This is a genomic window from Rhodococcus koreensis, from assembly GCF_017068375.1.
GTDB lineage: Bacteria > Actinomycetota > Actinomycetes > Mycobacteriales > Mycobacteriaceae > Rhodococcus_F > Rhodococcus_F koreensis.
In genome coordinates this window covers 391,535-406,668 of sequence record NZ_CP070610.1, presented here as the reverse complement: position 1 = coordinate 406,668, position 15,134 = coordinate 391,535, and the positions used below count along the sequence as shown (strand labels likewise).

Here is a 15,134-nt window from a genome sequence, read left to right as displayed (position 1 = left end):
TGGGTTGGTCGAATGTCCGGGCTGGACGCCGCGATGTCGACGGTGTTGTCCGTCCGCCCGGCATGGTCTCCGGTTAGCTCGCGGCTTGAGCTGCTGCCCTGGTTTGAGCGAGCCGGTAGCTGTCGGTGCCGGTTTCGATGATCGCGCCGCCGAAGGTGAGTCGGTCGACGATGGCCGCGCAGAGCCTCGGATCGGTGAATGTCCGGGTCCAACCTGAAAATGACTGGTTGGACGCAATCGCCACGGAGTTCTTCTCCTCGCGTTCGGTCAAAACCTGGAACAACAACTCGGCACCGCGTTTGTCGAGTTCCATGTAGCCGAGCTCGTCAATGCAGAGCAGATCCACCCGCCCGTAGCGGGCGATGGTCTTGGCGAGCAGTTTCTCGTCGGCGGCCTCGACGAGTTCGTTGACCAGCTTCGTCGCCAGGGTGTAGCGGACCCGGAAGCCGGCCTCGGCGGCGGCGGTGCCCAAACCGATCAGCAGGTGTGATTTGCCGGTGCCGGAATCCCCGATCAAACACAACGGTTCGCCCTTGCGGACCCAGACGCAGCTGGCGAGGCTGTTGATGGTGGCCGGATTGACGTTGGGGTTGGCGTCGAAGTCGAAGTCCGCCAACCATTTCTGGCGCGGGAAGCCGGCAGCCTTGACCCGGCGGATGCTGCGGCGGCGGGCACGGTCGTCGCATTCGGCGAGCAGCAGGTCAGCGAGGAAGCCCTCGTAGGTCAGTTGCTCCTTGTGGGCGACGGTGAGCATGTCCTCGAACCGGGTGCGCACCGTCGGCAGCCGCAGATCACGGCAGGCCTGCTCGATCGCGGTGGCGGCGGCCTCGGGGGTGAGTCCACGCCGGCGCCGTGCGGCGGCCGGTGAGGTGGGGGTCGACCCGGTCATGATGATGCTCCTTCACGTGCAGAGACGGCGTCCGAGGAGGGTGGCGGCCGCCGCCGCAGCAACTCGTCGTAGGCGGCGACGGTGGGAAGCGGACGCGAATCCGGTGGCAGCCCGGCGATCACCGCCTCCGGATCGGTCAACCTGCGTGCGGTCATCGACACCACCTTCGACGGTGCCGCCGCAACTGGGGTGACCGCGTCGTCGGGACGGTCGGCGGCGGCCTTGCGGGCCTCGACGGCCACCACGTCCGCGCAGGCGGCCCCGACAGCGACCGCGGCGCGGAGCCCGGCGGTCACATCCGCGTGTGCCATGTTCCGATGCAGCAGCAGCACTTCGACCAGTGCGCGGGTGCCGTCGGCGTCCCCGTGCACCGATCGTGCCAGCGCCCAGAACGCCTCGTGGTCGACGGTGAACGTCCCCGCCGCCCGCGCCTGGGACAGCGCAGTCGACCCCGGTAGCGCGCCAGGTTTGCGGGCGAGGACCTCGAGGTAGTGATCGAGCACCAAGGCCTGCGCACCCTTGCGGGCGAGGCGGAGATGGCGGGCGACCTCCCGCCGGCCGTCGAAGATCACCACCTCACTGGCCCGCAGCGAGACCCGCACCTGCCGTCCGATCAGGTAGATCGGCACCGAATAGTGGCACTGGCGCACCGTGACCCGCGCATATCGGTCCACCCGCGGCGTCAACCACAGGCCGGGCTCGAACTCCTCGGCCGGGAGCGGCCGCAACAAGGGCCGTTCGGTGGCGAAGTCCTCACCGACGGTTCGGATCCGGGTATCGATCCGCCGGTCGTCGTCCGCCCGATCCGCCGCGGCGAGGCGGGCGTTGAGCTCGTCCAGGGTGTCGACCTTCGGCACCGGGACCAGGTGGTTACGGCGGAAGCGCCCCACCTCACCCTCCACACCGCCCTTCTCGTGGGCGCCCTCGAGACCAGACAAGCAATAGAAGGAATCGAAGCCGTAGTACGACCGGAACAAAATCCACCGATCCGACTCGGACCGGTTGCGCCCGAACAACACCCGACGCACCGCAGACCGCAGATTGTCGTACCGGATCTTGCCGGTCGGGACACCACCGATCGTGGCGAAGGCGATCACATGGCCCTCGATGAACGCCTCCTGCCCCTGCGAGGCGAATACCCGGTGCACCGCCTTGCCCGAGTGCGACAGCCGGAGGGTGAACAGGAAACACTTCGTCCGCACCCCGGCCAGATCGATCCACACATCTCCGAAATCGACCTCCGCCTCCGCACCGGGAAGATGGTCTTGCAGCACGAAGGCCGTCTCGGTTCCCCTCCCGGACTCGGCGACGATCTCCGGGCGTCGGCGGGCGACGTAGTCCCGCACCGACGAGTACGAGGCCTCGCAGCCGTGCTCGTCGATCAACCTTGTCCAGATCCGTTTGGTCGTGTGCCTCTGCTTCCGCGGCGCGGTCAGGTCCGTGACCAGCATGTCATCGATCACCGTCTTGAACCGTTCGAGCTTCGCCGCGATCCGCACCGGCCTCTTGCGGGGAGGCGGAATCGGAGACTCCAAGGCCGCGCGCACCGTCCGACGATGCACACCATGGCGGTCCGCCAGCGCGCGGATCGACAAGCCCTCACACCGCGCATCGCGGCGGATGTCCTCGAAAAGCTGCACCCGAGACTCCAACCCGAACCCCTCACGGCCGGCGGTGTGGTCGTCTCGATCATCGCGCCCACACCCGTCACCGGGATTCACACCGACGAAAACAGCCACCCCGGGCGTGTCGCGGTGGGGCCACTTCGAGCCGTCACACCCTCACCGGATAAGGGTCGACTGGGTCCAACTCAAGCCGCCCGACCGGGGCCACTTCAGACTGCCAGAGCCAGCAGCACGCTCATCGACGCCTTCGCTTCCCTGTCGAGAGGAAAGGCAAAGCTCGGGGTCGCTGGCAAGATACTGTCGGGAACCGTTGCGCAGTTGTGCCTTGACCGTGGTGCCGATTTCGTACTCATCGGCACTGCGGCCATCCTTCACCACGACTTCGCGGCCAGAGTGCTGGCCGACCCCGCGTTCACTAGCCTTTGCCAACCCGTTTCGCGGCGGCACCTGGAGACACAGCATTTGGGGGGTGCCTTCATTGATTACCTCGCGACCGACTGGGATGATTTTGTCGCGTGACAGACCCCGATGCGCGATGGCGGGCTGTCGACCGAGTCGCCCGACTCAGAGGATGCCCGGACCGCAAGCGCTGGGCCCAACGCGACACCCGGGACGTCTCGTCCTTCCAGCACGGACACCAACCGTGTAGCTGCAACTTCGCCCATCGAATCGACTGCGAGATGCCGAGGAACCCAGCCAACCCAACATAATGTCCGACACCCAACTAACAGGAACTGGCCGCCGGTGTCCTTGAACAGCTCGAACTTCGCAGTTATCGCCACTCCCCAGCCATCGGCGGTGGCACACACTATTCCAGTGACTCTGTTCGATTGCGTGCACGGGCGTCTCTACCTACAAAGAGGTCCGAGTGCGGGCAGCAAGGTTCGACGTCGACGCCCTGATCAGGCTCGACTTCATTCTCGACGTCGACCTTCCCGACCCGCCCGACGTCACCACCGTGTAGCAAAGGATTGCCTGGTCGAACGGTCGGTCCCGTTATCTCCCGGCCCACCGTCGGGGCGCTCGTGGTCTCTCCCCTGGAAGTTATGAATGTTGTTGCTGCTCTGCGATCCATGCGGCGATCTGCGCCCGCGTATGGAACCCGAGTTTGGTGAGAATGTGCTCGACGTGTCCCTGGGCGGTGCGAGGGGAAATCACCAACTGGTCAGCGATTGCTTTATTGGTCAGGCCCTCGGCTATCAGTTCAGCGACCTGCCGCTCTCTTTTGGTCAGTGTGACTGTTGTGTCGCCGGTTGACGGCGACGGAGCCGCCGGGACTCGCTCGCCGACAGCGTAGGCGACGGCAGCCTCGAGCCCGAGTTGCCTACCTTCCTCAACGGCAGTCATGAAGGTCTTGTCGGTTAGCGTCCGCCGACAGGTTTGCACGCACTCTTCATGGTGCACGAGGAGGCCTGGAAGCAAGACCGGCGACGTTCCGACGACATGAGCGAGGGACTCGGCGGCTCCCATCAGGACAGCGGCGCGGTGTGCCTCGCGGGCATCACCGGCGATCCATGCGAGCGCGTCGAGGCACGCCGCTGAACCCACCGGGTCCTGCACACGTCTCGCGATCCGTATTAGTGCTTGCTGAAGAAGGTCCGTGGCCCGTGCGCGATCACCTTGCTGCCACACCGCAACGGCCATGCCCCATCGCGCAAAAGCCGAGTTGACGGATTCACCTTGTGTGTCGGTGATGTCGAGGGCTTCCTGATAATAGGCCATCGACTGTGCGGTCTCTCCGCATAATACGTTCGAGAGCCCCAACATGATCAAGGCCTCGACTTGAAAGTAGATGCGGTTCTGTTCGCGAAACACTTCGAGGGCCTCCGCCAGAAGCGTGGGGGCACGGGTGTAGTCACCAGCGAAGACTTTGAGGACTCCGTCGGCGTGGACGGCCAGTGCATGCGGCAGCGGATCGGTCATCTGCTCGGCGAGCACGCGTGCCTCCGCTACGGCCGCTGCTGCAGAGCTGAGGTCGCCCTGCCAGTCAGCGAGGGCACTGACAGAATAGAGTGCTTTGACCCGATCGATGGTTGGTTGCCCGCTCTGGCGGGCCAGAAAGTGATCGAGCCAATACCGCCCTTCGCTGCACAGTCCTCGGGAGCTCCAGAAGAGGTGCATGGCGTTGGAGATTCGGAGGCCGGTGTCCGGATCTTCGGACAGGTAGTAGTTCAGTGTCTCCCGCAGGTTGGATTGCTCCCGCTCGAGGCGTGCGATCCATTCGAGCTGCCGCGGGCCGATCCATTCGGCCTCGGCGTTCAGCGCCAACTGCAGATACCAGTCACTGTGCCGACGAATCAGTTCCGGTAGTTCCTCGGTTTGCTCAGACCTCGTCCGGCCGTACTCGCGCAGGGTCTCCAGCAGTCGGAAGCGCACGACGTCGTCGCGTTCCTCGCGGATCAGAATCGATTTCTCGACGAGAGAGGTGATCGCGTCGAGGAGGGCTTCCGCTGTCAGGTTCATCCCGCAGACGGATTCTGCGGCGTCGAGTTCGACTCCGCCAGCAAACACCGAGAGACGTGCCCACACAAGTTGTTCCAGTGGTGTGCACAGTTCGTGGCTCCAATCGATACACAATCGCAGCGTCTGTTGCCGTGTCGGTGCAGTTCTGCTACCACGGGTAAGCAATGCGTAGCGGTCGGTGAGCCGCTGCAGAATCTGTTCCGGTGACATGGCCTGCAGTCGAGCCGCGGCCAGTTCGAGAGGGAGAGGTAACCCGTCCAGGTGCTGACAGATTCGGGTGACCGCCATTCGATTGTCGTCGGTGAGCTCGAAACCTGGTAGCGCAGTCGCGGCGCGGTCAGCGAACAATGTCACCGCGTCGTAGCTGGGCAGACCTTGCAGAGACGGATCACGGTCGGGATCGGGGACGCTGAGCGGGGGAACACGTAGTGCAACTTCGCCGCCGATGCCGAGCGGCTCACGGCTCGTGGTGAGAATTCGGACCCCGGGGCAGGTTCGAAGCAGCGACTCAGCTAACTCGGCCACCCCACCCACCAACTGCTCGCAGTTATCGAGCACGAGCATCAACTCGCGCGAGGAGAGGAACTCAATCAAGGCTTCCTGGCGTGGAATCGCCATCTGATCTCGAATACCCAGCGCCCCTGATACCACATCGACTAGTAGGGATTCTTCGCGGAGTTCTCCCAACTCGACGAACCAGACACCATCGGCAAACGCACGGTGCACGTTGTTGGCAACCTTCAGCGCGAGGCGCGTCTTACCGACACCGCCGATGCCCGTCAATGTGACCAGGCGAGAGGATCGCAGAAGGGTTTTTGCTTCGGTTAGCTCTCTTCGTCGCCCGACGAAACTGGTCAGCTCGAGGGGGATGTTCCCTTTGGTGCCCCGGCCGGATTGCGCGGAATGTGCGTGCGACATCGGCACCGGGCCGTGCGGCTCGGAAACTGGTTCGGCACGAAGTGCCATGTCGTCGACCTGGTGCCCGTGGCGGAGCTGGGTGCCACGAAGCTCGTTACCGAGTTGCTTCGCCGATGGGCGTTCGTGCGGATCACGGGACATGGCCCGCGCGATCGTTTTCGATATCTCGTCGGAGATGCCGTGGCCGCTCAAATCAGGGATGGGGTTGGTCGCGATGCGTAGGAACTGCGCGACGATTTGCTCGCCGCTGCGGCGTTCGAACGCGGCATGGCCGGTAAGTACGCAGAACAAAGTGGCGCCGACGGAATAGACATCCGACGACGGGGTCGGCGGATCTCCCCGGAGAACCTCGGGGGCTGTAAAGGCGGGTGACCCGGTGACCGAGCCGGTGGCGGTCTCGAACCCTCCCGAGATATGAGCGATCCCGAAATCTGACAGTGCCGGCTCCTGATAGTCGGTGAGCAGAATGTTCCCGGGTTTGATATCCCGATGAAGAATGCCCAGCCGGTGTGCGGACTCCACAGCACCTGCGATCTTCACTCCGAGGCGCAATGCTTCGTTCAATGCCAGTGGGCCTTGGCGGCGGATCCGCGCCTCGAGAGAGCCTTGCGGGTGATATGGCATCACAATGTATGGGCGACCGTTGTCGGTGGACCCGACCTGAAGGACTGTGACGATGTTCGGGTGCCCCGTCAACCTGGCCATTGCGCGCTGCTCGCGGAAGAATCTCGCCCGGTTCTCTGCATTCAGGTCGGCGGTCAGAATTTTCACAGCGACCGTGCGGTCGAGCTCGTTTTGTACGCATCGGTACACGACACCGAAACCGCCTCGCCCAATTTCTTGGGCGTTCCCGAATCCGGCAGCTTCCAGCTCGAACGTGATTGTCGACCCCATGCTGCGCTGGGTCCGCAGAGGATCATCTTCGGACATCGGGCACCCGCGATTCATCTGGTTTCGGCACCAATGCGATGCCGCACCCTACTCAACCTGCCAATGCTGTGCCTCAAGAGTAACTTGTGCGCATTACCAGCCTCGGCTGCGAGGCTTCGGAGCGGGCACGGTTGTTGTCGCACGCAGGGCGCGACGGTCGTGGAGGCGTCGTGCGCCGCCGAGGTGACCGCGCCCACCGCGCGCCGGGGATCTCGACTCCGGCGATCATGGGCGAAGTCAACCGGTCGGTATCGGCACCCACGTCGAACGCAGGCTGCACCTGCCCGACGGGCACTCCGCGGAGAACGTGCGCGAGATCCTCACACGCAACCGTCTCGCTGCGTGGCCGGGATGTTTGTGGGGCCTCCAGTGCCCGAGCGGTCTAGTCGCACCAAGCCCATTCTGCAACGTATCTCGTTCGGCCGTAATTAGTTCCAGCTCTGACGGTGTCGATCCAAGATCATCACATGACGATGAATGAATCCAAGCCCGGGGACATTAGGGCAGGCCGGTTCCTATCCTGCGGGCTGCCTCACCGACGGACGCCCCGAAGTCGGCGCCGAGATCGTCGTTCAGTCGACTGATCGGTAGGGCCAAGGTAACGGCACCTACGACGCCGTCGTTTCGGTGCACGACGGCGGCGGCGATGCCGACGGAGCCGTCCCCTGATTCTTCTCGATTGAACGCATACCCGTTGCGCCGGATCTGATCGAGTTCTTCTTCGAGTTCGAGGCGGGTTTGAACCGATCGCGGCGTCACGGCCGGCAAGGTTTCACTGGGATACAAACGGCGGAAATCGAACGGGTTCAACGCAGCAAGTATGGCCTTGCCCGCCGCTGTGAGGTGCGCAGGAGCTCGGTCTCCGAGTCGCTCGACCACCCGCAACCGATGGCTTCCCGGAACGAAGTCGACAACGACGACGTCACGCCCCTCGAGTACAAGCAATCCGCTCGATTCCGACGTCACGTCGCTCAAGCGCTCGAGCTGCGGCCGAGCGACCGACTTCAGATCGAGATCCGCGAGGACCCTCAGTCCTACTTCGAGGAGAACGGGCCCCGCCTCGTATGCCTTGCTCTTGACCTGTTGCGTCACGAAGCGGTGATGCTCCAGCGTCGCGAGCAGTCGGTGTGCCGTGGATCGAGCGACCCCGAGCTCACGAGCAACATCGGCGACTCGCACAGCCGGAACAGTGCCGAACATCAGCAAGATCTTCAACGCATTGCCGACCGAACCGGTCACTCCTGAACCGCTGGTGTTCTCTCCTGCCGGGGAGTCGCCAAGACTACTATCGCGCATCCGCCGAACCACTCCCTTGCTGCAAAGCGAACCTGATTCCGCCACGCGGAATCTAGTAGCACCTTACAGCCCTTCGTCAAGGCGAACGGAAGGGCAAACCCTGCTAACCACCCCTTCCCTCAGCATTCGTGTTCTGCTAGGTTGAATGCCATTCCTATCAACGGAACGGTCGAAAGCCGCTCTTTACAGATTGCTCGCGGCAGCGCCTATTGGCTCCTATACAGAGGAGGCCGCGGCCGGCAGCTCAGGAGACAACATGTCAGAAAAGCCCGAATCCACGATTGGTGAACTCGGCAAACAGGGGATGGGTCGCTTCACGGGCGTGCAGACGTTCATGCGCGCCCCTTACCAACCCGATCTCGAGGGTGTGGACATCGCACTCGCGGGAATCCCGTTCGACTTCCAGGGCGGACGAGGCTCCGCGAAGCAGGGGCCGTCGCAGGTACGGCAGATGTCCGGCCTCATCCGACGGGTGAGCTTCGACGGCGTCTCGCCTTTCGATCTATGTCGAGTCGCCGATATCGGTGACGCCGTCCTCAATCCCATGAGCCCTCGCGTAAGCCAAGACCTCGCTGCAGAGTTCGTGGGCAGGGTGGCGGACCGCGGTGGAGCCCTCGTGGCTGTTGGAGGTGACCACGGGACCACCTATCCGATCCTCAAGGGCCTCGTGCGGAACGGCCCGGTCGGCCTGATCCACTTCGATGCCCACCCGGACACCTACGACGATCCGTACGGTGGCTACATCCATCACGGCAACGCGATCCGGGCCGCGATCGAAGAAGGATTGGTCGACCCGAAACGCACCATCAGCCTGGGCATTCGTGGAACTCGCTTCATGTCCACCGACCGTGATTACCACGCACAACATGGAATGCGCCTGCTCACGATCAACGACGTGATCGAACTCGGAATCACAGAAACCGTCGCCGAGATTCGCCGTGTGGTCGGTGACGGCCCGACATACATCACCTTCGACATCGACGCGCTGGATCCGCCCTATGCCATCGGTACGGGGGCACCCGAACCCGATGGGTTGTCGATGCGCGAGGCATTGGCAATCCTGCGAGGACTGAAGGGGTTGGACATTATCGGCGGAGACGTCATGGAGGTGGCGCCGCCACTCGACCCGAGCGGTCACACGGCGCTGAATGCCGCAAACATCATGTTCGAGATCATTTGCGCTATCGCGCTCGCTCGCGTCTCCAAGTGCGGAATCGCAGGCAACGGAGCGCGACATGAAGTATGAGGAATTCGAGAACCTGAGCTTCGAGCGCCGCCCCAACGGTGTGCTCCTGGTCCACATCGATCGTATCGCGGCCGACGCGCGAACTCATGACGAGTTCGCGGAGGTGTGGCGCACGATCGGGCGCGACGATGACACGCGAGTCGCGGTTATCACCGGACGGGGGAAGGTGTTCTCGGCCGGCGGGGATCTCAAGGAGAACGGCACCCCTGCGGCTAGCTTGCGCTCCGACCGAGTACTGAGGTCGGGCAAGGTCGCCCTCGACATCGTCTACAACATGCTGGACCTCGACAAACCCATTATCTCCGCGATCAATGGGGTCGCGGTCGGGGCCGGACTTGCCGTCGCACTGACCGCAGATATCAGCATCATCGCCGAGGACGTGCGGATCACCGACGGTCACAGCAGGATCGGCGTGGCGTCCGGTGACCATGCCGTAATGCTCTGGCCGTGGATGTGCGGGATGGCCAAAGCCAAGTACTACCTCCTCACCGCTGACTTCCTGACTGGGGCAGAGGCGGAGCGCATTGGTCTCGTCAGCAAGGCGGCGCCGGCGGAAGCGGTGCTGGATGAAGCGCTCGCCGTTGCCGACCGACTCGGGCGAGGGCCGCAGCGGGCACTGCGATCAACCAAGCGTTCACTCAACCATGTGTTGCGCAGCGCTGCGCCGGCCTTTGAACTATCGGTGGCGCTCGAAACCATCGATTTCTACCAGGAGGACGCACTGGAAGGACTCACCGCCTTCCAGGAGAAGCGGGAACCGCAATTCCCATCGGCCTCGGGTAGCGCGACTGCCTAGGGCAGGGCGAGAGGGTCCCCGGCTTCTAGGACAACGGCGTTCTGCTGCCAGCGACCCTCAGGATGACGACGAGTCCCATCCGGACTCGTCGTCATCCGCATTCTCGATTGATCGTCGTAGTCGTCAGGCAGTCTCCTGGTGGGGGCGTGCGCCTGTCTCGCAATCCCGCTGTTCTCGTGAGGTAGTCGCGTACGGTGCGCTAGCTCGCAGGAAGTCGGATTCTGCTTGACCAGTGAGCTTCCGGAGGAAGTGCGTTGACGACGCGCAGGCGGGAGATCGTGAACGATCGCGCTGAGAGTTGTGTGCGCTCGATCAGGTTCCCCGGAACGATTGCACCCACACCGCACCATTCCTCTCACGCAATTCGATCAGCATCTCTTGTGCTGCAGCATCGAACAAACGTAGAGTACGACCGGTTACCAAACGATTGGCAACCGGCAGGACGTGCTGGCGCTGCTGCTGCCGGTGTTCAGTCTCGTGAACGAGCTCCGAGGCGATGCCACGGCTGACGCCGGCTCTCGGTAGGGCCGCAGTCGACGACGAGGGCCACGAGCGCCACCCTGGATGCCAAACGGTTGGCATATTGGATGGTGCCTCCACAACGGAATCGGACACACCGAAGGACTTGTCATGACGACCGACCTGAACGCCGGGAGATCCCCTCTCGACCTCGAATCGCCACATTCGATCCCTGTCACTGCCACCGCAACCCCCGGCGGGGACGCTCCCGATGTTGACACTGGCCCACTGGCGTACGCCAGGGCGCAACTTTCGGACGCGATCGCGGTACTCGACCTGGATCAGGGCGTCTACTCCATGCTCGCCAATCCGAGGCGCGAAATGACCGTCAGTATTCCACTGCGGCGAGACAACGGAGATGTCGAGGTGCTGACCGGTCACAGGGTGCAGCACAACGTCTCTCGCGGCCCCGGCAAGGGCGGGCTGAGGTACAGCAAGGATGTCACTCTCGACGAGGTCCGCGCCCTTGCCATGTGGATGACGTGGAAATGCGCGCTCGTCGACGTGCCCTACGGCGGGGCGAAGGGTGGGGTTCGCTTCGACCCGAAGCGGTACTCCCGAGAGGAGGTCCAACGAGTCACACGCCGGTACACCAGCGAGATCATTCCCATCATCGGACCCACCCAGGACATTCCGGCGCCGGACATCGGCACCGATGAGCAGGTCATGGCATGGATGATGGACACCTACTCCGCCAGCCAGGGGTACACGGTGCTGGGCGTCACCACCGGAAAGCCGCTCGCGCTCGGCGGATCCCTCGGTAGGCCCACCGCGACCTCGCTGGGAGTGGCACACGTGGCCTTGGCGGCCCTGAGCCATCTCCGGAGGCGACCGACCGCGACAGCCGCCGCAGTTCAGGGCTTCGGAAAGGTCGGACGGGGCGCCGCGCGGTACCTCTGGGAAGCCGGAGTCAAGGTGGTCGCCGTCAGTGACGAATACGGTGCCATCTTCAATGCCGGCGGTCTCTCCGTACCGGATCTCGAAGCATACGTAGCGACATCCGGCACGGTTCTCGGGTTCGATGATTCCGAGGATCTCAACGACAGAGACGCACTGCTGTACCTCGAGGTGGACCTGCTCATCCCGGCGGCGATCGAAGGGGTTCTACACGGCGAGAATGCCGACCGCGTCCACGCTTCACTCATCGTGGAGGGCGCGAACGGCCCGACGACACCGGCCGCCGACGAGATCTTCCGTGCGAATGGGCAACTGGTGGTTCCCGACATCCTCGCCAACGCGGGGGGCGTCATCGTGTCCTACTTCGAATGGGTGCAGGCGAACCAGGCCTATTGGTGGAGTCAAACCGATGTCGAAAATCGCCTTCGCGAACGAATGGAGCGGGCATGGCATCGCGTCCTCGAATATGCTGCGACCCATCGTGTCTCGCTTCGCCTGGCAGCTACCGTGCTTGCTGTGGACACGGTGACAACCGCACATCTGACCCGTGGTCTTTATCCGTGACGACCCGTCGACCACGAATCCTGACGGGCAGGGTCGTACTCGCTGCTGCCGCTGCCGTTGGGACGACCGGCCGATTCACCGCACATGATGCTGAGACGAAAACGAATGGGGCAACAGACCATGGATGACAAGCGGGTCAGTGTCGACATCGACAGCGCCGGAGTCGCGACTGTGACCATGACACGAGGAACGCAGCACAACGCCCTCGACGGTCCCATGATCGCCGCACTGCTGGCGAGCGCGGAGCAGCTTCATCGAGATTCACGGGTCCGCGCGGTTGTTCTCCGTGGGGACGGCGAAAGCTTCTGCGCTGGGTTGGATGTGAAGCACTTCCTTCAGAAGCCGGACAATATCGACGATCTGCTGGTTCGCGCGCCCGGGGAAGTTGCGAACCTGGCTCAGCGTGTGTCCTACGACTGGCACCGACTTCCGGTGCCGGTCATCGCTGCGATCACCGGCAATTGCTTCGGCGGGGGATTGCAGATAGCGCTCGGAGCTGACATCCGAGTCGCCGCACCGGATGCCCGCCTGTCGATCATGGAGGTTCGATGGGGTCTTGTACCTGACATGGGAATTACCCAGTCGATATCAAAGGTGGTCGGCATCGACGTGGCCAAGGAGCTGACCTTCACGGGCCGCATCCTGTCCGGCAGCGAGGCCAAGGATCTGCACTTGATCACCCACGCTGTCGACGACCCATACGCTTACGCGCAGCAGCTTGCGCACGACATCGCGAGTCGCCCGCCGAAGGCCGTGCGCGCCGCGAAAAGGCTCTTCAATGAGGCGTGGACCGCTGATCCTGCCACCGGGCTAGCCATGGAGACCGATCTTCAACGGGATCTCCTGGTCGACCTCGAGTCCCGATGAAGAGCGCAGTGAGCCTGGCGCCCTTGTGCGGCAGGAAGGCCCACCGTACGGTGTGTGCCAAACGTTTGGCAGACCACGTTGTGCTCCGACACCACTAGAGAGGTTGCGGGCTCAGCAGCGGATCAGCTGATTTCGGCAGACCGTGCATCGAAAGCTAGAGGGGATTACCGACCAAGATGGCGCATTACAAGAGCAACGTCCGTGACCTGGAGTTCAACCTGTTCGAGGTCCTGGAACTCGGCAGGGTGCTCGACACGGGCGTCTACGGAGACCTCGATCGTGAACTCGTCACCGACATTCTGCAGGAAGTCAGCCGCTTGGCTGAAGGACCGGTTGCGGAGTCGTTCGAGGTAGCGGATCGCGCACCGACGACGTTCGACGTGGACAGCAATTCTGTGGTCGTACCGGATGCGCTGGCGAAGACCGTTCGCATCGTCGCGGAGTCAGGGTGGGCACAGCTGGGGCTCCCCGCCGACATGGGCGGCTCGGCGGCCCCGTCCGTCCTGGTCTGGGCGGTCAACGAGATGTTGTCTTCGGCAAATGCGCCACTGACGTTCTTCAACTTCTCGTCGACCATCGCTCGGGTCGTGTTCGAGTTCGGGACCGCACAGCAAAAGCAGTGGGCGAAAGCCGGCTTGGAGAGGGGCTGGGCGGGAACCATGGTGTTGACCGAGCCCGATGCCGGTTCCGATGTCGGCGCGGGGCGGACCAAAGCGATCGCTCAGCCGGATGGAACCTGGCACCTACAGGGTGTCAAGCGTTTCATCACGAACGGCGACGTCGGCGACACGGCGGAGAACATCTTCCACCTCGTCCTGGCCCGACCTGAGGGTGCGCAGCAGGGAACCAAAGGTCTGAGCCTGTTCTATGTACCCAAATGGCACTTCGATCCGGTGACCATGGAGCTCGGGGCGCGTAACGGCGTTTTCGTCACCGGCCTCGAGAAGAAGATGGGCATCAAGTCCTCGCCGACGTGTGAGCTGACCTTCGGGGGTACCGACGTTCCCGCAGTGGGGTGGCTCGTCGGCGACGTGCACGACGGCATCGCCCAGATGTTCCGGGTCATCGAAAGCGCGCGGATGACAGTGGGCACCAAAGCCATCGGCACTCTCTCCACCGGCTACCTCAATGCCCGCGACTACGCGAAAGAACGCATTCAGGGTGTCGACATGACCGAGATGAGAAACCCGGCCGCGCCGCGGGTTCCGATCGGCCACCACCCGGCCGTCCGCCACAGCCTCGTCTTGCAGAAGGCGTACGCCGAGGGTCTGCGCGCCGTCTACCTCTATACCGCGGCGCATCAGGATCGCGAGGTCGCACTCGAGGTGTCCGGTGCGAACGCGGACTTGGCGCAGCGAGTCAACGATCTCCTCCTGCCGATCGTCAAGGGCGTCGGTTCGGAACGTGCATGCGAGCTGCTCACCCGTAGCCTCCAAATCTTCGGCGGCTCGGGATACCTTCAGGACTACCCGCTAGAGCAGTACCTCCGCGACAGCATCATCGACACGCTCTACGAAGGCACCACAGCGATTCAGGCCCAAGACTTTCTGTTCCGCAAGGTACTGCGCGACAACGGTGTCGCCCTCTCGCACGTCACGGAGCAGATCGAGCGGTTCATCGGATCAGCACCTGCTGAGTTGAGAGCCGAGTGCACACTGCTTCACGTGGCACTCGGCGACATCGGTGAGATGGTCGCAGCCTTCGAATGCTACGCGGCAGGCACGAACGACGGGCGAGAGATTTACAAGGCAGGCCTCGGAGCCGTTCGACTGCTCGAAGCGGTGGGAGATCTGCTCATCGGATGGCGGCTCCTCGTGCAGGCGACTGTCTCACTGACTGCCTTGGCCAGTGACCCGGAAGTCAAGGATGCGCCCTTCTATAAGGGAAAGATCACGACGGCGTCCTACTTCGCAAAGACCGTACTCCCCGGCATCACGGCAACGAAGCAATCCGTCCTCGACCTCGATCTCGCGATCATGGAGCTCGACGAGAACGCCTTCTGACTCGCTGAGAAAGATGCAACACGTCGTGGACCTCGCCCGACTTCGGCGAGGTCCACGACGCCACTGCCGGCCGGGCCGATTCCACCCCCGTTCATGGCGCCCACCGAAAATGTATAGTCAT

Annotated in this window: 10 protein-coding genes; 6 read left to right on the top strand and 4 right to left on the bottom strand. The window is 63.3% G+C overall.

Translation table 11 applies throughout. The annotated features are described in order from the left end of the window. Positions 1–73: 73 nt before the first annotated feature. The gene (gene istB / locus JWS14_RS42830; protein ID WP_206016441.1) at positions 74–889 is read right to left on the bottom strand and encodes an IS21-like element helper ATPase IstB; all 816 of its coding nucleotides are present in this window, start codon (positions 887–889) and stop codon (positions 74–76) included. Continuing rightward, complete coding sequence (gene istA, locus JWS14_RS42825; RefSeq protein ID WP_206016937.1) at positions 886–2,541, bottom strand: IS21 family transposase; 1,656 nt, start codon at positions 2,539–2,541, stop codon at positions 886–888. The genes istB and istA overlap by 4 nt, the downstream gene beginning before the upstream one ends. Here istA and JWS14_RS42820 point away from each other — a divergent pair. Further along, on the top strand, positions 2,446–3,033 hold the full coding sequence (locus JWS14_RS42820; RefSeq protein ID WP_206016990.1) for a hypothetical protein: 588 nt from the start codon (positions 2,446–2,448) through the stop codon (positions 3,031–3,033). The two genes, istA and JWS14_RS42820, sit on opposite strands and share 96 nt — an antisense overlap. 525 nt (positions 3,034–3,558) lie before the next feature. Here JWS14_RS42820 and JWS14_RS42815 read toward each other — a convergent pair. Continuing rightward, positions 3,559–6,825, bottom strand: a complete 3,267-nt coding sequence (locus JWS14_RS42815; protein WP_206016440.1) for a protein kinase domain-containing protein — start codon at positions 6,823–6,825, stop codon at positions 3,559–3,561. 498 nt (positions 6,826–7,323) lie between these two features. After that, on the bottom strand, positions 7,324–8,064 hold the full coding sequence (locus JWS14_RS42810; RefSeq protein WP_164060184.1) for an IclR family transcriptional regulator: 741 nt from the start codon (positions 8,062–8,064) through the stop codon (positions 7,324–7,326). Positions 8,065–8,266: 202 nt separating this feature from the next. Between JWS14_RS42810 and JWS14_RS42805 the strand changes: the two genes are divergently transcribed. The 5 genes from JWS14_RS42805 to JWS14_RS42785 all read left to right on the top strand — a co-directional run bounded on the left by JWS14_RS42805 (position 8,267) and on the right by JWS14_RS42785 (position 15,013). Continuing rightward, the gene (locus tag JWS14_RS42805) at positions 8,267–9,367 is read left to right on the top strand and encodes an agmatinase (RefSeq protein ID WP_241031768.1); all 1,101 of its coding nucleotides are present in this window, start codon (positions 8,267–8,269) and stop codon (positions 9,365–9,367) included. Next, positions 9,357–10,163 carry an enoyl-CoA hydratase/isomerase family protein gene (locus tag JWS14_RS42800; protein ID WP_206016439.1) on the top strand — a complete coding sequence of 269 codons (807 nt, stop codon included), beginning with the start codon at positions 9,357–9,359 and terminating at the stop codon, positions 10,161–10,163. The genes JWS14_RS42805 and JWS14_RS42800 overlap by 11 nt, the downstream gene beginning before the upstream one ends. A gap of 630 nt (positions 10,164–10,793) precedes the next feature. Then, positions 10,794–12,143: a Glu/Leu/Phe/Val family dehydrogenase gene (locus JWS14_RS42795; RefSeq protein WP_095870026.1), complete on the top strand. Its 1,350-nt coding sequence runs from the start codon at positions 10,794–10,796 to the stop codon at positions 12,141–12,143. Positions 12,144–12,263: 120 nt separating this feature from the next. Further along, the gene (locus JWS14_RS42790; protein WP_206016936.1) at positions 12,264–13,010 is read left to right on the top strand and encodes a crotonase/enoyl-CoA hydratase family protein; all 747 of its coding nucleotides are present in this window, start codon (positions 12,264–12,266) and stop codon (positions 13,008–13,010) included. Positions 13,011–13,186: 176 nt separating this feature from the next. Further along, entirely contained in the window at positions 13,187–15,013 is a 1,827-nt protein-coding gene (locus JWS14_RS42785; protein WP_206016438.1) for an acyl-CoA dehydrogenase, read from the top strand. The last annotated feature ends 121 nt before the right edge of the window (positions 15,014–15,134 follow it).